Raw genomic sequence first — 19,159 nt, forward strand, 5'->3', positions numbered from 1 at the left:
AGGATAAAGAAGGGCTACACCGCCTCGACGATCGCGATCGCGCGCTTCGCCTGCACCAAGTGTAGCCGCTCGACCATCTTGCCGTCCACCCGGATCGCGCCCTTCGACGCATTTTCCGGCTCGTCGAACGCCGCCACGATCTTGCGCGCCCATGCCACCTCGGCCTCGCCGGGCGTGAAGGCGGCGTTGCAGATGTCGATCTGCCGCGGATGGATCAGCGTCTTGCCGTCGAAGCCGAAGCGGCGGCCCTGCGCGCATTGCTGCGCCAGCCCTTCGTCATCTTCCAGCGCATTGTAGACGCCATCGAGGATCGCGAGGCCATAGGCGCGCGCAGCCGCGACCGACAGGCCCAGGATCGCCTGGAACGGCTCGCGCAGCACGCCCTGTTCGCCCCCGGTTTCCTTCGCCAGATCGTTGACGCCCATCACGAAGCCGGCCAGCCGCGTGTCGCGCGCGGCCGAGGCGATATCGTCGAGCCGAAGCGCCGCGCGCGCCGTCTCGATCATCACCCACAGCACCATGCCATCGGGCGCATCCTTCAGGAAGGCATCGCAGGCGCGCACCTCCGCGCCATCGCTGATCTTGGGCACCAGCACCGCGTCCGGCCCCGCCGCGGCGAGCGCGGTCAGATCCTCGGCGCCCCACGGCGTGTCGAGCCCGTTGGCGCGCACGATCAGCTCGCGCCGGCCGAAGCCCCCCTCCTTCACGGCGGTCAGCGCCTGCTCGCGCGCCAGCGCCTTCATGTCGGGCGCCACCGCATCCTCGAGGTCGAGAATCACCACGTCGCACGGCGCGCCGCGCGCCTTCTCGATCGCGCGGGCATTGGAGGCAGGCAGATAGAGCGCGCTGCGGCGCGGACGGATATCGGTCATGCTCGGCTTACTCCGCGCCCTTCAACCCGCCGCCCAGGGCGACGTACAGCGACACCAGATTCTGCTCCTCGGCGCGGTGGAGCTGGATCAGCGCCTGCTGGGCCGAGAACAGGTTGCGTTCGGCGTCCAGCACTTCGAGATATTCGGCCACGCCGTTGGCATAGCGCGTGCGCGCGAGATCGGCGAGCTGCGTCTGCGCCACCACTGCGCGCTGCTGTGCAGCTACCTGATCGGCCAGCCAGCGCCGCCCGGCCAGCGCGTCCGCCACTTCCTGGAAGGCGGTCTGTACCGTCTTCTCATAGGTGGCGACGGCGATGTTCTCGCGCGCCTTGGCGACGTCGAGATTGCCCTTGGTCGCCCCCCAGTCGAAGATCGGCAGGCTGATCGAAGGCCCGAAGCTCCAGCCGAGCCCATCCTTGCCGACCAGCTTGTCCAGCGAGGTGGAGGAGAAGCCGGCATCGCCGGTCAGGGTGATGCGCGGGAAGAAGGCGGCGCGCGCCGCGCCGACATTGGCGCGCGCCGCCTTCAGCGAATCCTCCGCCGAGATGATGTCGGGCCGGTTGTCGAGCAGGTCCGACGGCAGGCCCGGCACGATCGCCCGGTCCAGCCGCTGGCCTTCGAGCGGCAGCGGCGGCGGCAGATCGCCGGCCAGCGGCTGGCCGGTGAGCACCTCCAGCGCGTTGCGGTTCTGCGCCAGCGACAAGCGTAGCGAGGCGAGCGAGGTCTGCGCCTGGGTGAGCAGCGTCTCGGCCTGGCGATAGTCGAGCGCGGAGGTCACGCCGGCGTCGAGCCTCAGCTTGGCGATGTGCAGCCCGTCCTCGCGGCTCTTCACCGTGCGCTCGGCCAAAGCGATCTGCTCGTCCGCCTCGCGCGCGGCGAGATAGGTGGTGGCAACATCGCGGATAAGCGAGAGGCGGAAGGCGCGTTCGGCCTGGACGGTCGAGAAATAGCTCTCGCGCGCGGCCTTGCTGAGATTCTTCACCCGTCCCCAGAAATCGAGTTCGAAGGAGGAGACACCGACGCTCGCGGAATAATTGCTATATTCGACGCCGCTCCTGCCGGCAGGCACTGCCCCCTGGCCGGACAGGCTCGCCGCGCCGACGCGGCTGCGCGTATAGGCGCCGTTCGCGTCGAGCTCGGGCAGGCGCTCGGCCTCCTGGATGCGATACTGGCCCCGCGCTTCCTGGATGCGCGCCACCGAGACGGCGAGATCGCGATTATGCTCCAGCGCGGTCGCGATCAGGATCTTGAGTTGCGGATCGACGAAAAAGTCGCGCCAGCCGATGTCGGCCGCCCGGATCTCGCCGGCCGGCTGCGCGGTATCCGCCGGATAGGCCGGCGCCGTCGGCAGCGCCGGCCGGACATGCTTCGGCGCCATGTCGCAGGCGGCGAGCATGAAGGCCAAGGCGATGCTACCCTTCTTCGTCATCCCGACGAAAGTCGTGAAGCGCTCCGCTGAGCCGGGATGACGGAAAAGGCAAGGAGCGATCCGCTCAGTCATGCGCCGGCTCCTGCGGCTCGCCGCCCTCGCCATGGCCGGCGGAATGCGGCGCCTTGCGCGTCACCCAGCGGCGCACCGCCAGATAGAAGACGGGAATGAAGAAGATGCCGAGAACGGTGGCGGTGATCATCCCGCCCATCACGCCGCTCCCAACCGCGCGCCGGCTCGCCGCGCCCGCGCCCGTGGCGAAGACGAGCGGCATCATGCCGAGGATGAAGGCAAGGCTGGTCATGATGATCGGCCGCAGGCGCAGCTTCACGGCGGAAAGAGTCGCCTCGACCACCGATTTGCCCGCTTCTTCCTCCTCGATCGCGAATTCGATGATCAGGATGGCGTTCTTCGCGGCGAGGCCGATGATCGCGATCAGGCCGACGTTGAAGTAGATGTCGGCATTGAGCCCGCGCAGCATGGTGAACAACACCGCGCCGAGCACGCCCAGCGGCACAACCAGCAGCACCGCGACCGGCACCGTCCAGCTCTCGTAGAGCGCGGCCAGCACGAGGAAGACGACGATCAGCGAGAGGCCGAGCAGCGCGGCCACCTGCCCCGCGGCCTGAATTTCCTCATAGGAGAGGCCCGTCCATTCGAAGCTGAAGCCGGGCGGAAGCTGGTTGAACAGCCGTTCCATCTCGGCGATCGCCTGTCCGGTCGAATAGCCGGGCGCCGCGGTGCCCGAGATCGACATGGCAGGATAGCCGTTATAGCGCTGCCGCTGCTGCGATCCCGAAATCCATTCCGCCTTGGTGAAGGCGCTGAACGGCACCATCTCCCCGCTGCTGTTGCGCACGCGCAGATCCAGCAGATCCTGCGGGGTCATCCGATAGGCGGCATCGGCCTGGATCAGCACGCGCAGCACGCGGCCGCTGTTGTTGAAGTCGTTGGCGTAGGCGGAACCGAAGGCGATGGCGAGCGTGTTGTTGACGTCTCCGATGGCCAGGCCGAGCGCGCGAGCGCGCACCCGATCGATCTCCACCTTGAGCTGCGGCGCATCCTCCAGCCCCTCCGGTCGCACGCCTGCCAGCACCTTGCTCTGCGCCGCGAGGCCGAGCAACTGGTTGCGCGCGCCGACGAGCGCCTGCTGGCCCTGCCCGGTGCGGTCCTCCAGCCGGAAGGAGAAGCCGCTCGCGGTGCCGAGTTCGCGGATCGCAGGCGGGTTGATGACGAAGACCATCGATTCCTTGATCTGCATCATCCGTGCGAATGCCTTGCCGAGGATGGTGCTTGCGGCATTTTCCTTGCCGTGTCGCTCGTCCCACGGCTTGAACATGGTGAAGATGATGCCGGCGCTCTGCCCCTGGCCGAAGAAGCTGAATCCACGGAAGCGCACGACCCGCGTCACCTGCGGCAGCGACCGGTAATAGTCGACCGCCTGCTGTGCCGCCTTGTCCATCCGCGCCTGGGTCGCGCCCGGCGGCCCCTGCAGGATGGAGATCAGATAGCCCTGATCCTCGTCGGGCAGGAAGCCGCCCGGCACGCGCGAGAAGAGCAGGCCGGTAAGGCCGACGAGGAGGAGGAAAACGACAAGCCACCGGACCGGCGCCTTCAGCATCCCGCCGACGCGCGCCTGATAGCGGTCCGTGGTGCGTCCGAACCAGCCGTTGAACCGGTTGAAGCCGCGTCCCAGCGCACCGCGCCAGCCGGGCGCCGACGCCGTCTCCGCGACTTCGTGGCCGCCTTCTTCCGCAGGCTTGGCGTGGGGCTTCAGGAAAGCCGCGCACAGTGCAGGGGTGAGGGTCAAGGCGAGCAGCGCCGAGAAGCCGATCGAGATGGCGAGCGTGACCGAGAATTGCCGGTAGATGCCGCCGGTCGATCCCGGAAAGAAGGCCATCGGCAGGAACACCGCGATCAGCACCAGCGTGATGCCGATGATCGCGCTGGTGATCTGGTCCATCGCCTTGATCGTCGCCTCGCGGGGCGCCAGCCCTTCTTCCGCCATGATGCGTTCGACATTCTCGATCACGACGATCGCGTCGTCGACCAGGATGCCGATCGCCAGCACCATGCCGAACAGGGTCAGCACGTTGATCGTGAAGCCGAACAGCGCGAGGCCCAGGCACGCGCCGAGCAGCGCGATCGGCACCACCAGCGTCGGGATCAGCGTGGCGCGCAGATTCTGGAGGAAGAGCAGCATGACGAGGAAGACGAGGAACATCGCCTCGATCAACGTCTTCACCACCTCGTGCACGGATGCGCTGATGAAGGGCGTGCTGTCATAGGGCGCGGCCCAGGTCACATCGGCGGGAAGCTGCTTCTGCAGCTCCGCCATGCGCTTCTTCACGCCCTCCGCCGTTGCCAGCGCATTGGCGCCATTGGTGGTCTGGATCGCCATGCCGACGCCCGGCTTGCCGTTCAGCTCGCCGCTGGTGATGTAGCTGTCGGCGCCAAGCTCGACGCGCGCCACGTCGCCCAGCTTCACTGTCGATCCATCCGGATTGGCGCGCAGGATGATCTGGCGGAACTGCTCCGGATTGGTGAAACGATTCTGCGTCGCGACCGTCGCGTTGATCTCTATGCCGTTCGCCTGCGGCAGGTCGCCGATCTGGCCGCCCGCGGTCTGGCTGTTCTGCTCCTGCACCGCGGCCAGCGCGTCGGCGGCGGACAGCTTGTAGGAAGCGAGCTTTTCCGGATCGAGCCAGATGCGCATCGCATATTGCGATCCCAGCAGGCGGATGTCGCCGACGCCGGGCACGCGGCGCAGTTCGTCGATCAGCTGCGCATTGGCGATGTTGCCGAGCTCGGTCGGTCCGGTCAGGCCGCTCTTCGAGCTGATGAACACCACCATCAGGAAGCCGCTGTTCGCCTGGACGACCTGGATGCCCTGCTGGCGGACTTCGGCCGGCAGGCGTGGCTCGACGCGGCTCAGCCGGTTCTGCACCTCCACCTGCGCGAAGTTGATGTCGGTCCCGGCCTTGAACGTGACGGTGATCGATGCGGTGCCGTTCGCCTGGCTGGTGGACGACATGTAGAGGAAGCCCTCTATGCCGTTCAGCTCCTGCTCGATCACCTGGGTGGCGTTCTGCTCCAGCGTCTCCGCGTCGGCGCCCTGATAGGTCAGGTTGATCATCAGCGACGGGGGCGCGATGTTCGGATATTGCTCGACCGAAAGGCCTCTGAGCGCGATCGCGCCGGCCAGCGCGATGCCGAGCGCGATCACCCAGGCGAAGACCGGACGGTCGATGAAGAAACGAGGTATCATCGGCTCAGCGCTGGCCGGCAGGATTGCCGGGACCGGCAGGCTTGGAGCCGGGTTTGGCGATCGTCACCGGCTGGCCGGCCTTCGCCTTGATGACACCGTCGGTGATCACCCGCTCGCCAGGCTTCAGCCCGTCGAGGATCACCCACTGGCCGCCTTGCAGCCCGCCCAGCTTCACTGTGCGCGCCTCGGCGATATTGCCCTTCCCGACCACCATCACGCTGGCGCCCTGCGGCGTCACCATCACCGATCGCTGCGGGACCGCCACGCCGCCCGGCGCGACGCCGGCCTGGATGCGCGCGCGCACGAACTGCCCAGGCAGCAAGGTGCGCTGGGGATTGGGGAATTCGGCGCGCAGCGAAACGCTGCCGGTCGTCTCGTCGACGGACATGTCGAGGAAGTTGAGATGCCCGGTCAGCCCGTAGACGCTGCCGTCCTCGAGCACGAGGCTCACCCGCACCCGGTCCAGCGACGGGATGTTGATCCGTCCCGACGCGATGTCGCGGCGCAGGTCCATCAGTTCGCTGTTGGACTGGGAGAAGTTCACGTAGATGGGATCGAGCTGCTCGATCCGCGTCATCAGCGTCGCCTGCGAGGCGCTGACCAGCGCGCCTTCCGTCACCTCGGCGCGGCCCACGCGGCCCGCGATCGGCGCCGTCACCGCGGCATAATCGAGATTCAGCCTGGCGCTGTCCACCTGCGCCCGCGCCTGGGCGACGTCCGCCTGGGACTGACGCTCGGTCGCCACCGCCGCATCATATTCCTGCTTGCTCACCGCTTGCTGCGAGACGAGCGGTGTGTAGCGGTTCACCACCTGCTGCGCGTTGGTCGCCGTCGCCTGCGCGCGCGCTAGCGCAGCGCGTGCCGCATTATAGGTGGCGGCCAGCGGCCGCGGGTCGATTCGGAACAGCGGGGCGCCCGCGCGCACGTCGCTGCCCTCCTCGTACAGCCGTCGCTCGACAATGCCGTCGACACGCGCGCGCACCTCGGCGGTGCGCACGGCCTGCACGCGGCCGGGCAGCTCGACGACATTGGCGATGGCCTGCGGCTGGATGGTGACGACATTCACCTCGGGCGGCGGGGGGGCAGGCTGCTGCTGCGCACCACAGGCGGCCAGGGCGATCGTCAGCCCGATCGATCCGGCTCGCAACGTGGGAACCAGGCTCTTCATGCTGCGCTCTTCCGGATCATTACCTGAACTTCACAATAGTCCTCTGTGTGATTCGCAATAGCCCAGGACCGGACATCACAATCGCAAAGAGGTTGTACCAGCGGGTAATGTAACATACATTACAAGTCAACGGCCCGCCAGAACGAGGGAGAGAGATCGCGGTGGCCCAATGCTGATCTGCGGCGACCGGCGGCGCGTCGATCGTCGGGAAGCCATATTGGAAGCGGCTGAGGCCCTGTTCCTCGAGCATGGCTATGATCGAGTGAGCCTGGGCGCGATCGTGAAGCGGTCCGGCGGATCGCTTGCGACGCTCTACGAACTGTTCGAGAACAAGCAGGGCCTGCTGCGCGCCGTCGTCGGCAGTGCAGTCGAGGAACGCGACGATGCGATCGAGGCGATGATCGCCGACGGGCACCGCCCGTCCGAGGTATTGCGCGCCATCGCGCGCAACCTCACCGCCTCGCTTTCCGCGCCGCGCATGATCGGCCTGATGCGGATCGTGATGATCGAGGGGTTGCGCGATCCCGAATTCGCCCGCCGCTTCTACAGCGAATATAGCCATGTCTGGACGCTGCACCTCGCCGCCCTGCTCCAGCAATGGAACGACGCGGGCCTGGCCGTGATCGACGACAGCGAAGGCGCGGCCGACCTCTATTTCAGCCTGCTGCTGCACGACGTCCAGATGCGCGGCCTGTTCCGCACCTCGGACGACGAGCCCTCGGACGGTCGCGATCCTTCATGGCGGATCGAACCGTTCATCACCCATTATCGCGTGCAGTAAATTCGCCCATCATCCCCCTTGCCATCCCCGGCCAGGCTTCGGCACAAGCGCGCGGCGAAGGCGAACGGGAGAGCAGCATGGCGGATCCAACGATCTACGAGGTTCCGGCGGAATGGGCCGGCAATGCCAAGGTGGATGCGAAGGGCTATGCCGATCTCTATGGCCGCTCCCTGGCCGATCCGGGCCGTTTCTGGCTGGAACAGGCAAAGCGGCTCGATTGGATACGCCGTCCCGAAATCGCCGGCGACTGGTCGTTCCACGAAGCCGATTTCGGCATCCGCTGGTTTGCCGACGGCAAGCTCAACGTCTCGTCCAACTGCATCGACCGGCATCTGAAGACGCGCGCCGACCAGATCGCGATTCTCTGGGAGCCGGACGATCCCCAGCAAGCGTCGAAAAGCTACACCTATCGCCAGCTCCATGCCGAAGTGTGCAAGTTCGCCAACGTCCTGAAGGCGCGCGGCGTGCGCAAGGGCGATCGCGTCACCGTCTACATGCCGATGATTCCCGAGGCCGCCTTCGCGCTGCTCGCCTGCGCACGGATCGGCGCGATCCACTCCGTCGTGTTCGGCGGCTTCTCGCCCGACGCGCTCGCGGGGCGCATCACCGACTGCGATTCGCGCATCGTGATCACTGCCGACGAGGGGCGGCGCGGCGGCAAGCCGGTGCCGCTCAAGGCGAATGTCGACAAGGCGCTCGAGCATTGCACCTCGGTCGACAGCGTCATCGTCGTGCGGGCGACCGGCGGCAGGATCGACATGGCCGAAGGCCGCGACGTGTGGCTGCACGAGGCCGCCGAGGCCGTGCCGGCGGAATGCCCACCCGAACCGATGGGCGCCGAGGATCCGCTGTTCATCCTCTATACCTCAGGCTCCACCGGCAAGCCCAAGGGCGTGCTTCATACCTCGGGCGGCTATCTGCTCTGGGCCAGCATCACCCACGATCTGGTCTTCGATCATCGTCCGGGCGAGATCTACTGGTGCGCCGCCGACATCGGCTGGGTCACCGGCCACAGCTACATCGTCTACGGCCCGCTCGCCAACGGGGCGACCACGCTGATGTACGAAGGCGTGCCCAACTGGCCGACGCCCGCGCGCATCTGGGAGGTGGTCGACCGGCATAATGTGTCGACCGTCTACACCGCGCCCACCGCGCTGCGCGCGCTGATGAAGGAGGGCGACGATTTCGTCACCCGCACCAGCCGCAAGTCGCTGCGCCTGCTCGGCACGGTCGGCGAGCCGATCAATCCCGAGGCATGGCGCTGGTATCACGAGGTGGTCGGTGAAGGCCGCTGCCCGATCGTCGACACCTGGTGGCAGACCGAGACCGGCGGCCACATGATCACTCCCCTGCCCGGCGCCACCCCGCTGAAGCCGGGCAGCGCGACCAAGCCCTTCCTGGGCATCGAGCCCCAGATCCTCGACGGCGAGGGCAAGGTGCTGGAGGGCGCGACCGAGGGCAATCTGGTGATCGCGCGCTCCTGGCCCGGCCAGATGCGTAGCGTGTGGGGCGATCACGCGCGCTTCTTCCAGACCTATTTCAGCACCTTCCCCGGCAAATACACCACCGGCGACGGCGCCCGGCGCGACGAGGACGGCTATTATTGGATCACCGGCCGGGTCGACGACGTGATCAACGTCTCCGGCCACCGCATGGGCACCGCCGAGGTGGAGAGCGCGCTCGTGCTCCACGCCAAGGTGGCCGAGGCCGCAGTCGTCGGTTTCCCGCACGACATCAAGGGCCAGGGCATCTACGCCTATGTGACGCTCAACGCCGGCGAGGAGCCGTCCGAGGCACTGCGCAAGGAGCTGCGCGACTGGGTGCGGACCGAGATCGGACCGATCGCCACACCGGACGCGATCCAGTTCGCTCCCGGCCTGCCCAAGACGCGCTCGGGCAAGATCATGCGCCGCATTCTGCGCAAGATCGCCGAAGGCGAAACCTCCGCGGCCGCACTCGGCGACACTTCCACACTCGCCGATCCCGCGGTCGTGACGGATCTGGTGGCAAACCGGGTCGGCTGAGCCCTTTTTCTCGTCCGCCCAGAGCTTGTCGAAGGCTTTCCTGTCCCTGGTCTCAAAAAGACAAAGGAAGGGCTTCGACAAGCTCGGCCGGAGCAGGGAAACTGTCTCGCGGGTCCGGATTGGGCACCGAAAAGCGAGACGGAGAGAGGCATGAACATTCGCCGCGTGGTCAGCGGGCAGGACGGCAACGGCAGATCGATCATCGTGAGCGATGAACGTATCGAGATCAGCAGCCACGGATCGATGGGCGGAGCCTCGCTGTGGAGCGCCGACGCACTGCCTCGCTTCCCGATCGACGGCCGCCAATCGCCCTTCACGACGTTGTTTCCCGGACCGGGCGGCTATCGCTTCTCGATCATGGTGCTCCATCCGGAAGACGCCGCCGGCTCCGGCAAGGATACGCCCGAAGCAGCGGCGCGCGCGCGTCAGTTCCACGACATCGTCGAAGGCGATGCCGACAAGCCCGGCATGCATACCACAGACACGGTGGATTTCGAGGTGGTGCTCTCCGGCGAAGCCTCCATGGAGCTCGACGACGATATCCATGTCCACCTGAAGGCCGGCGACACCTTCGTCCAGAACGGCACCCGGCACCGCTGGTACAACCGCGGAACCGAAGACGCCGTCGTCGCCGTCTTCATGCTGGGGGGCGAACCGCGCAGGTAATTCCATCGCCGCCATGCCGAAATTCATTCGGCATGGCGGAAGCAAGTTATTTCAGCAGCACCAGCTCTTCCGCCATCGACGGATGCAGCGCGATCGTGTCGTCGAAGGCCTGCTTGGTCAGCCCCGCCTTCACCGCAATCGCCGCGGCCTGCAGTATCTCCGGCGCGTCGGGGCCGATCATGTGGATGCCGACGACGCGGTTGGTGTCCGCATCGACCACCATCTTGTAGAGCGCGCGCTCGTTGCGGTTGGCCAGCACATTCTTCATCGCGCGGAAATCGGAGGTGTAGATCTTCACCGATCCCAGTTTCTGGCGCGCCTGCGTCTCGGTCATGCCGACGCCCGCCAGCGGGGGATGGCTGAACACCGCGCTCGGAATGCAGCCATAATCCACGCGGTGCGGCTTGTTACCGAAGACGGTGTCGGCGAAAGCCTGGCCCTCGCGGATCGCGACGGGGGTGAGCTGTACCCGATTGGTCACGTCGCCGACTGCGAAGATGCTGTCGCAGCTCGAGCGATTATCCTCGTCCACCTTGACCGCGCCACTCTCGTCAAGCTCGACGCCGGCATTTTCGAGGCCGAGGCCCGCGGTATTGGGCAGGCGACCGGTGGCGAACAGCAGGCAATCGGCCGGAAGCGGCTCGCGGTCGTTCATGAACACGAGAAGCGATCCGTCCGCCTGCTTCTCGATCTTCTCGAAGGTGGCGTTGAAGACGAAGTTGATCCCCTTCGCCATCGAGATCTGCAGCAGCCGGTCGCTGATCTGCGTGTCGTAGCCGCGCAGGATCCGGTCGGAGCGGTTGACCACCGTCACATGGCTGCCGAGGCCGTGGAAGATACCCGCAAATTCGTTGGCGATATATCCTGCGCCTGCCACCACGACGCGCTTGGGCAGCGCATCGAGATGGAACACCTCGTTGGAGGTGATGCCATGCTCGGCGCCGGGGCATTGCGGGATCGCGGGCCAGGCGCCGGTGGCGACCAGGATGTAGCGTGCCGTTACCGTCTTGCCGGACGCCAGCGTCACCTCGTGCGGGCCGGCAACAGTGGCGCGATCATGCACGATGTCGACCTTATGGCTCTCCAGCGTGTTGGTGTAGGCGCCTTCGATGCGCGTCACCTCGGCGAGCACATTGTCGCGCAGCGCCGCCCAGTCGAAATCGCATTCCGGCACGTTCCAGCCGAAACGCCGCGCGTCCATCAGATCCTCTGCGAAATGCGCGCCGTAGACGAGCAGCTTCTTCGGAACGCAGCCGCGGATCACGCAGGTGCCACCGACCCGATATTCCTCCGCGACCGCGACTTTCGCGCCATGCGCCGCCGAAACGCGCGAGGCGCGCACGCCGCCGGAGCCGGCGCCGATCACGAACAGGTCATAGTCAAATTCGGCCACCGGCGTCTCCAGCTGTCAGATTCTCACGCGGCAGCGCATATGGCGTCGCGCGGCGCATCCCGCAAACGGGCATTGGCGCTTTCTGTGATCGGTTTAGCCGAACGCGCGCTCGATCAGCGCGCGGGTGGACGGATCGAAGCGGTCCGTCCCCTCGTTTTCGATCGATTTGGCGATCGCCTTGCCCAGCTCGACCCCGAACTGGTCGTAGCTGTTGAGGCCGAGCAGCACGCCATTCACGAACACGCGATGCTCGTAGAATGCGAGGAGCGCGCCGAGCCGCGTCGGATCCACCCGATCGAGCAGAATGGTGGTCGAGGGCCGGTTGCCGGGATAGGCACGCGCCGGATCCTCGCTCGCCTTGCCGGCCATCAGCGCCGCACCCTGGGCGAAGGCGTTGATCAGGAGCTGGCGGTGATGGCCTTCGTCCAGCACGTGGCCAGGCTCGATCGCGGCGATGAATTCGACGGGCACGAGATGCGTTCCCTGGTGGAGCAGCTGGAACACCGCATGCTGCGCGTCGGTGCCGACGCCGCCCCAGGTGATCGGCGCGGTCGGCCGATGAATGGACTGCCCGTCCGCGGTCACCTGCTTGCCGTTCGATTCCATCTCGAGCTGCTGCAGATAGGACGGCAGCAGCCTTAGCCGCTCGTCATAGGCGAACACGCCGCGCGTCTCCGCGCCGCGGATCGCCGCGTAATAGAGATCGACGAAGGCCGCGATCGCCGGCGCGTTGCGCTCGATCGGGGTCAGGCGGAAATGGCGGTCCATCGCCGCCGCGCCCTCGAGCAATTCCTCGAACGCGTCCCAGCCGAGCGCGAGCGCCGCGGGGAAGCCGATCGACGACCAGAGCGAATAGCGGCCGCCCACGCTCTCCGCGAAAGGCAGGATGCGCGTCTCGTCCACACCCCATTCGACCGCCTTCTCCGGGCTGGCGGTCAGGGCGATCACGCGCCCATAGGGATCCTCCACCCCGCCCTGCTCCAGCCAGGCGAGCGCGCTCGCCGCGTTGAGCATGGTCTCGGTGGTGGTGAAGGTCTTGGACGCGACGACCAGCAGCGTCGCAGTCGGATCGAAACGCTTGAACACCTCGTCCAGCGCCGCACCGTCGACATTGGAGACGACCGCGACGTCATAGCGGTCCGCCTCGCGCCCGAGCGCGTCGATCAGCAGGTCCGGCCCCAGCGCGGAGCCGCCGATGCCGACGTGCAGCACGTGCCGAATCGGGCCAAGCGCGTCGGCCTCGATCGCATCGATCAGCGCGCGCATGCGCGCATGGAACGCCCGTGCACGCGCCACGCTCTCCGGCGCCCCCTGCCCCCGCTCGGCGCTGTGCTCGACGGCGCGATCTTCGGTGACGTTGATCCGCTTGCCGCTGAACAGATCGTCGCGTTTCTGAGCAAGCCCCATCGCCTCAGCGAGAGTAGCGAAGCGGCCGACAATGTCCGCATCCAGATGCGTTTTCGAGAAATCGAAGCGGATCCCGCCTTCGTCGATCACGAAGCGCGAAAGACGATCGGGCTCCGCCGTGAACAGATCGGTGAGCGATCTCGCTGCCGTGTCCGCAATCCCACCCCAGATGCCGTCCACGTCGCTCATGCCCATCTCCCGATACGATCCACCCTAACTAGAGCATCGTGCGGAAAAGTGGGAACCGGTTTTCCGCGCAAATGCGACCACAAAGCCCTGGAGCGATATGGCGCCGATCGGAAACATCCGACGGCCCACTCCTCTCTTTCCGAACCAAATCGGAAGACAGCCGTCGAAATGCGGGCTCGCACAATCACCTGTTAACGCCTGCCGCGCTAGAAAACCTGATGAAGCGAGCAAATCGCCACGATGCGGCAGACGACTGACCTTCCGGTTCGTCCGTCCGCGCGTTTTCCGGCACGGGTGGTCTTGCCGATCGCCCTTGCGGTGCTTGGCATCGCGGGCACGCTGTCGCTCGACATCTTCTGGTCCGCGCGTTCCAGCGATGCGATCGCGCTCAATCGGCAGATCCGCATGGTCCGCCACGCGATCGATGCCAGCATCGACCAGCTTTCACAGAATCAGGAAGCCGTTGCCGTCTGGGATCCGCTGTTCGCGGAAATGGAGCGAGGCGCTCCCGACGTCCGCTGGATCGACGACAATGTCGGTGGCTGGCTGCATAACAGCTTCGGACACGATCGCGTCTACCTGATCGATCGCGGTGGCCGTGGACTCTATGCGCTGCTGGACGGCCGCCACATGGCTCCAGAGGCGGCGTGGCGATCCGCCGGCAACGCCGCGCGCGAAGCGGTCGCCGAACTCTACGCGCCCGTCCCGAAGCCCGGCCATCTCCATGATCGCGTCGCCGACCGCGCCCGTACGACCCTGCTGCCGAGCGGTATCCGCATGCCGCCCAACGCGATCCACGTCTCCCACCTCGCTCTGGTCGACGGACAGCCCGCGGCGATCAGCGCGATGAAGATCGTTCCCAACAGTGCCGAGCTGCGCGCCCGCAATGGCGAGGCCGCCGGCACCATCGTCAGCATCCGCTTTCTCGGCAAATCCTTTCTCGACGAGCTGTCTCGCCGCAACCTGCTGGCCGGCGTGCGCTTCACCCCTAATCTCAGCGACGTGCGGCCGGACGAACGCGCGCTCTCATTGATCGGCGAGGACGGAACTTCGATCGGCTCGATCGTCTGGAAACCGGAGCTGCCCGGCGCCTTCGTGCTCGAGCAGGCCGCGCCGGTCGCCGTCGCAGCGCTGCTGATGATGATCGTGCTGATGGTCTGGCTGATCCGTTCGCTCAGCCGGTCCACCCACAAACTCGAAAGCGCGATGGCGGAATTGCGGACCAGCGAGGCACAGGCGCAGCACCTTGCGTTTCACGATCCGCTCACCGGTCTCGCCAACCGGGCGATGCTGCACGCGAAGATCGATCAAACACTCCATCACGGCATCGGGGATGGTGGCGCCGCACTGATTCTGATCGATCTCGACCGCTTCAAGCGGGTCAACGACACGCTGGGCCACGCAGCGGGCGACATGCTGCTCAGCCAGTTCGCCGCACGTATCGCGCAGCTCTGCACGCGCGGGGAAATCGCCGCGCGCCTGGGTGGCGACGAATTTGCCATATTGATGCCGCGGGGCGCCGATCACGTCGCGCTCCGGTCATTGTGTCAGCAGGTGCTCGCCGCGGCGCGGGCGCCCTTCGATGTCAGCCACTCGCTGATCCATATCGGCGCAAGCATAGGCGTCGCCTGCGCGGACGGGATCAGCATCGACCGGATCGAGCTGATGCGCCGCGCCGATATCGCGCTGTTCCGCACCAAGGGACATGGCAAGAATAATTACTGTTTCTTCGAAGGAGCGATGGACGAGCTGGTGCTGAGTCGCGCCTCGATCGAGGATGAGCTGCATCAGGCGATCCGTACCGGCATTGGACTCACCCTCCATTTTCAGCCACTGGTCGCAGCCAAGTCGAGCGCGATCACGGGCCTGGAGGCGCTGGTACGCTGGAATCATCCCGAGCATGGGCTGATCGGGCCGGACCGGTTCATCCCGATTGCGGAAGAAAGCGGCCTGATCGTGCCGCTCGGCGAATGGGTGCTGCGCGAGGTCTGCGCGATGACGCGGCGATGGCCCGGCGTCGGGTTTGCGGTCAACCTCTCTCCTGTCCAGTTCCTCGATTCGAGCTTCGCTTCGCGCCTGCTTGCGATCGTGGAGGAGACCGGAGCGGATCCGAGCAGGATAGAGCTGGAGATTACCGAGGGCGTGCTGCTCGCGGATGACGAAGTGGCAGGCGCCACATTGGCCGAGCTGCGGCGGCTGGGTTTCCACATCGCGCTGGACGATTTCGGAACCGGCTACTCCAGCCTGGGCTATCTACAACGTTTCCGGGTCGACCGGATCAAGATCGACCGCAGCTTCGTGCGCACCATCGGCCAGCCGGAGGATGCGAGCGCGATCATCGTCGCGATCATCACGCTCGGCCACGCGATGAACCTGCGCGTCACCGCGGAAGGAGTGGAGACGGACATGCAGCACCGTTTCCTGGTCGCGGCCGGCTGCGACACGCTGCAGGGATATCATTATTCCCGCGCGGTGCCGGAAGCAGAGCTGGTTGATCTCTTCCGGGACGGGCCGATCACGCAGGTCGCGTGACCGACACCGCACTCACGCTTCGCCCTGGGTCTCGATCAACGCGGCCGCAATCGCTTCCTGCGGGGTCTTGTCGGCCCAAAGCACGAACTGGAACACCGGATAGAAGCGTTCGCATTCGTCGATCGCGGCTTCGATCAACGTTTCCGCCTGATCGAGCGTGAGCACCGCGTGGCCGCCGGCCTCGAGCAGCGAGGCATGGCGGAAGACGAGCAGGCCGGAACCTGCCCACAACTCGAAATGGCCGATCCACAGCTGTTCGTTGATGAGGCCGATCGTCTCGTAAAGCAGACCGCGCTTGTCGCTGGGGACACGAATGTCGGGCAGCGCCAGGAACTGGAGAACATTGTCCTCCTCACGCCACACTGCGCGCAACTCATATTGCGTCCAGCTGCCCTGGAAGGCGGCAACGATCTCCTCGTCTCCGGAACGCTCGTAAGTCCAGCCGTGCGCGGAATAATAGTGCTCCAGCATATCGACAGGCGCGCTGGCATCGCGCTGCATTTCATAATCATCGACCGTCATTCGGCCCTCCCCGGGCGGCCTCTGTACGGCGAATCTGGACGCACGGAAATCCACTGACAAGACGACATCGTCTCGTCAGTGGATAAAATTGTGGATAGGCGAGGGAAAAAAGGAGTCAGGCTCCGCCCTTCGCCTCTGCCGCCCCGACGGCGGCCTTTTCCAGCGCGTCGAGGCGCGCCTTCAGCGCGTCCGCTTCGTCGCGGGCGGCCGCAGCCATCGCCTTCACCGCCTCGAACTCCTCACGCGAGACGAAGTCGAGTCCGCCAATCCACTCCTTCGCCTTGGAACGCGCCGTCGATTCGGCCTCACGGCCCATTCCGGCCAGCGTGCCGGCAGCGCCGTTCATCATCTTGACCAGATCGTCGAAAAGCTTGTTTTCGCTCTGCATGCAATCCTCCTGCCCGTCGCGGCCGGAGCCACGCCTGTCACAATTGAATCTGGGCGCGCGGACCGCCCGGCGCAAGCCTCTCTGCGTCAGGATTCAACTTGTCTATCTGGAAAGTGAGCATCGCGGCAAAACACAGCCAGAAAAAATAGGGTATCAGCAGCAGCCCGGCCGAAGCGCGGATTCTCCAGAACAGGCCGATGGCGCATCCCGCCAGGACGATGAGCAGCAGCAGCAAAGCCAGCGCTGCCGTCACCTTGTGCGCGGCGAAAAACAGCGGCGACCAGGCGAAGTTGAGCAGCAGCTGGATCAGGAAAACGGCAATGGCGACGCCCCGGCCCGGTGCGCGCCGGGCATTGAGGATGATCGCTAGGGCCAGGCCCATCATGACGTAGAGGATTGTCCAGACCAGCCCGAACACCCAGCCCGGCGGCGTCATCGCCGGCTTGACGAGCATCGCGAACCAGGGATTGCCATAGCCAGAATTGGCGAGGCGGCCGGAACCGATGCCGATCAGGCAGATAAGCGGTATCACGAAAAGCGCGCGGCGCAGGAAGGACATCCTGAGCTGCCCAGGCGACGCGATTTCTCCCATTCTGCTCCCGTTCAAAGGATCCGGCGGTTGTCGGGGCAGACCATTTCACAGCTTTTAACGATGAGGAAGCGCTTTTCAGCACGCTCATGCGAGCGAATCCCGCGGCGGGACGTGCGCGGCGATCAGAAATTCGACATTGCCTTCCGGCCCCGTGATCGGGCTGCGCTCAATCCCTTCCACCTGCCAACCGGTGAGGGAGAGCCAGTCCGACACCTCCCCACAGACCCGATCATGAACGGCGGGATCGCGCACCACCCCGCCCTTGCCGACTTCCGTGCGGCCGGCTTCGAACTGCGGCTTGATCAGCGCCATCAGCCGTCCCGCGGGTCCCACGAAGCGGAGCGGAACCTCCAGCACCTTGGAAAGGGCGATGAAGCTCGCATCGCAGACGATCAGATCAACCGGCTCCGGAATGTGCCCCGCCGTCAGGATCCGGGCGCTGGTCTGCTCGTGCACGATGACCCGATCGTCCTGCCGCAGCTTCCAGGCCAGCTGGTTAGTGCCGCTGTCCACCGCATAGACGCGAGCCGCACCACGGCTGAGCAGCACGTCGGTGAAACCTCCGGTCGATGAACCGACATCGATCGCGACCGCCCCCTTCACGTCCCAGCCGAAATGATCGAGCCCATGCGCCAGTTTGACGCCGCCGCGCGACACCCAGGGATGGTCGCGCCCGCGAACGTCGAGCGGTGCATCCGGCTTCAGTGCCTGGCCCGCTTTGTCGATCCGACGATCGCCGGAATAGACGAGGCCGGCGAGAATGAGGGCTTGGGCGCGCGTCCGGGTCTCCGCCAGGCCGCGTTCGACGAGCATTTGATCCGCGCGTTGTGTGATCGCCATCCAGCCCCCTTAGAGGTTCCGGGGCGGTCGCCGCAATTCGCGGCACGACGGCTCGGGACGACTGCGATCGGGTTGACGCAGAAAGATGGCCTTCGGTCGAATCACATCTTGTCTACATCAGCAGTAGACATACTCTACGTTCAGCAAAACGACAGGAGAGACCAATGCAGACTCGCCTGGATATGGAAATCGGCACACGCCGCCCGACAGTGCTGACGGTACCTGGATTGAACGGCGCGGGTCCAGGCCACTGGCAAACGCTCTGGGCCGCCTCGCGCGACGATACGGTGCAGGTGGATCTCGGCATGTCGAGCTCTCCTCACCGCAACAGCTGGGTAACCAAGCTCGATCAGGCCATTCGTACGGCGCAGGCGCCGGTGGTGCTGGCCGCGCACAGCCTGGGCGCGCTCGCCGTCGCCTGGTGGGCAGCGCTCTCGGGTCAGCCCTGGGGCTGGCCGGTGGCGGGCGCCCTGCTCGTCGCGCCACCCGATCCCGACGGGATGGGCGCGCGCGAGGAGATCAAGCGCTTCGGCCCTTCGCCGCGCATATGCCTGCCCTTCCCCTCGATCGTCGTCGCCAGCGAGGACGATCCCTATGCATCGCCGCAGCGCGCCTTCGACATGGCGCGCGATTGGGGCAGTCATTTCGTCAATATCGGGGCCTGCGGGCACATCAATGCCACATCCGGCGTCGGCTGGTGGCACGAGGGCCAGGAACTGCTCGAGCGACTGATCGGCGTCGGAACCGGCCCGGGCCAGCCGCACGCGCTCGGCGATCTGCAGGCGCGCCTGGCGATCGCTCAGCCTTTACGGCACTGATCAAGGCCGGGCCAGATGCCGTCTCCGCAATCGCCGGGGCCTCAACGGAGGCGGCAAATCCGGATCAGGCGCGTGCGCCCTCGACGACGCCGACACTGTTGCGTCGCAGCGCCTTCAGCACGGTGTGGACGATGGCGTCGGCATCGAGTCCGGCGTCCTGGTACTGGCGTTCGGGTTTGTCCTGGTCCTGGAAGGTGTCCGGCAGGCGCAGGGTCCTGAGCTTGAGGCCGGCGTCGATGAGGCCCTGGTCGCTGGCGAGGGTGAGGACAT

At 66.1% G+C, this 19,159-nt stretch carries 15 protein-coding genes and 1 pseudogene; 5 read left to right on the forward strand and 11 right to left on the reverse strand.

Annotated elements, in window-relative coordinates:
* Nucleotides 1-14: 14 nt before the first annotated feature.
* From GQY20_RS22015 to GQY20_RS22030, 4 genes are all read right to left on the reverse strand, one after another.
* Nucleotides 15-872: an HpcH/HpaI aldolase/citrate lyase family protein gene (locus GQY20_RS22015; protein ID WP_157219300.1), complete on the reverse strand. Its 858-nt coding sequence runs from the start codon at nucleotides 870-872 to the stop codon at nucleotides 15-17.
* A gap of 7 nt (nucleotides 873-879) precedes the next feature.
* Entirely contained in the window at nucleotides 880-2,301 is a 1,422-nt protein-coding gene (locus GQY20_RS22020) for an efflux transporter outer membrane subunit (RefSeq protein ID WP_157219330.1), read from the reverse strand.
* A gap of 64 nt (nucleotides 2,302-2,365) precedes the next feature.
* Nucleotides 2,366-5,569 (reverse strand): multidrug efflux RND transporter permease subunit, encoded by a 3,204-nt coding sequence (locus GQY20_RS22025; protein WP_269769771.1) that lies wholly within the window; start codon nucleotides 5,567-5,569, stop codon nucleotides 2,366-2,368.
* 4 nt (nucleotides 5,570-5,573) lie between these two features.
* Complete coding sequence (locus GQY20_RS22030; RefSeq protein WP_157219301.1) at nucleotides 5,574-6,737, reverse strand: efflux RND transporter periplasmic adaptor subunit; 1,164 nt, start codon at nucleotides 6,735-6,737, stop codon at nucleotides 5,574-5,576.
* A 169-nt stretch (nucleotides 6,738-6,906) separates the two neighbouring features.
* Here GQY20_RS22030 and GQY20_RS22035 point away from each other — a divergent pair, with 169 nt between their 5' ends.
* From GQY20_RS22035 to GQY20_RS22045, 3 genes are all read left to right on the forward strand, one after another.
* Nucleotides 6,907-7,518, forward strand: a complete 612-nt coding sequence (locus tag GQY20_RS22035) for a TetR/AcrR family transcriptional regulator (RefSeq protein WP_157219302.1) — start codon at nucleotides 6,907-6,909, stop codon at nucleotides 7,516-7,518.
* 77 nt (nucleotides 7,519-7,595) lie between these two features.
* A complete protein-coding gene (gene acs / locus GQY20_RS22040; protein WP_157219303.1) occupies nucleotides 7,596-9,542 on the forward strand; it encodes an acetate--CoA ligase in 1,947 nt (648 codons plus the stop codon).
* 150 nt (nucleotides 9,543-9,692) lie between these two features.
* A complete protein-coding gene (locus GQY20_RS22045; protein WP_157219304.1) occupies nucleotides 9,693-10,208 on the forward strand; it encodes a cupin domain-containing protein in 516 nt (171 codons plus the stop codon).
* A gap of 46 nt (nucleotides 10,209-10,254) precedes the next feature.
* On the opposite strand, the gene gorA is transcribed toward GQY20_RS22045, so the two are convergent.
* Together gorA and pgi are read right to left on the reverse strand one after the other, a co-directional pair.
* Nucleotides 10,255-11,601 carry a glutathione-disulfide reductase gene (gene gorA, locus GQY20_RS22050; protein WP_157219305.1) on the reverse strand — a complete coding sequence of 449 codons (1,347 nt, stop codon included), beginning with the start codon at nucleotides 11,599-11,601 and terminating at the stop codon, nucleotides 10,255-10,257.
* A 93-nt stretch (nucleotides 11,602-11,694) separates the two neighbouring features.
* Complete coding sequence (gene pgi / locus GQY20_RS22055) at nucleotides 11,695-13,203, reverse strand: glucose-6-phosphate isomerase (RefSeq protein WP_408641131.1); 1,509 nt, start codon at nucleotides 13,201-13,203, stop codon at nucleotides 11,695-11,697.
* 234 nt (nucleotides 13,204-13,437) lie between these two features.
* Between pgi and GQY20_RS22060 the strand changes: the two genes are divergently transcribed.
* Nucleotides 13,438-15,729, forward strand: coding sequence for a putative bifunctional diguanylate cyclase/phosphodiesterase (locus GQY20_RS22060; protein WP_157219307.1), 2,292 nt, complete (start codon nucleotides 13,438-13,440; stop codon nucleotides 15,727-15,729).
* Between the two features lie 12 nt (nucleotides 15,730-15,741).
* Here GQY20_RS22060 and GQY20_RS22065 read toward each other — a convergent pair whose 3' ends face one another.
* The 4 genes from GQY20_RS22065 to GQY20_RS22080 form a co-directional block, all read right to left on the reverse strand.
* Nucleotides 15,742-16,251: a type III secretion system chaperone family protein gene (locus tag GQY20_RS22065; RefSeq protein WP_157219308.1), complete on the reverse strand. Its 510-nt coding sequence runs from the start codon at nucleotides 16,249-16,251 to the stop codon at nucleotides 15,742-15,744.
* A 115-nt stretch (nucleotides 16,252-16,366) separates the two neighbouring features.
* The gene (locus GQY20_RS22070; protein WP_157219309.1) at nucleotides 16,367-16,639 is read right to left on the reverse strand and encodes an accessory factor UbiK family protein; all 273 of its coding nucleotides are present in this window, start codon (nucleotides 16,637-16,639) and stop codon (nucleotides 16,367-16,369) included.
* A 37-nt stretch (nucleotides 16,640-16,676) separates the two neighbouring features.
* Complete coding sequence (locus tag GQY20_RS22075) at nucleotides 16,677-17,231, reverse strand: TspO/MBR family protein (protein ID WP_157219310.1); 555 nt, start codon at nucleotides 17,229-17,231, stop codon at nucleotides 16,677-16,679.
* 84 nt (nucleotides 17,232-17,315) lie between these two features.
* Nucleotides 17,316-18,071 (reverse strand): TlyA family RNA methyltransferase, encoded by a 756-nt coding sequence (locus GQY20_RS22080; RefSeq protein ID WP_157219311.1) that lies wholly within the window; start codon nucleotides 18,069-18,071, stop codon nucleotides 17,316-17,318.
* A 164-nt stretch (nucleotides 18,072-18,235) separates the two neighbouring features.
* Here GQY20_RS22080 and GQY20_RS22085 point away from each other — a divergent pair, with 164 nt between their 5' ends.
* Nucleotides 18,236-18,889 carry an RBBP9/YdeN family alpha/beta hydrolase gene (locus GQY20_RS22085; protein ID WP_232476188.1) on the forward strand — a complete coding sequence of 218 codons (654 nt, stop codon included), beginning with the start codon at nucleotides 18,236-18,238 and terminating at the stop codon, nucleotides 18,887-18,889.
* A 64-nt stretch (nucleotides 18,890-18,953) separates the two neighbouring features.
* Here GQY20_RS22085 and GQY20_RS22090 read toward each other — a convergent pair.
* Nucleotides 18,954-19,159, reverse strand: a pseudogene (locus GQY20_RS22090) (1-deoxy-D-xylulose-5-phosphate synthase); the annotation flags it as partial.

Origin of the sequence: Flavisphingomonas formosensis (genome assembly GCF_009755815.1) — a bacterium.
GTDB classification, from domain to species: domain Bacteria; phylum Pseudomonadota; class Alphaproteobacteria; order Sphingomonadales; family Sphingomonadaceae; genus Flavisphingomonas; species Flavisphingomonas formosensis.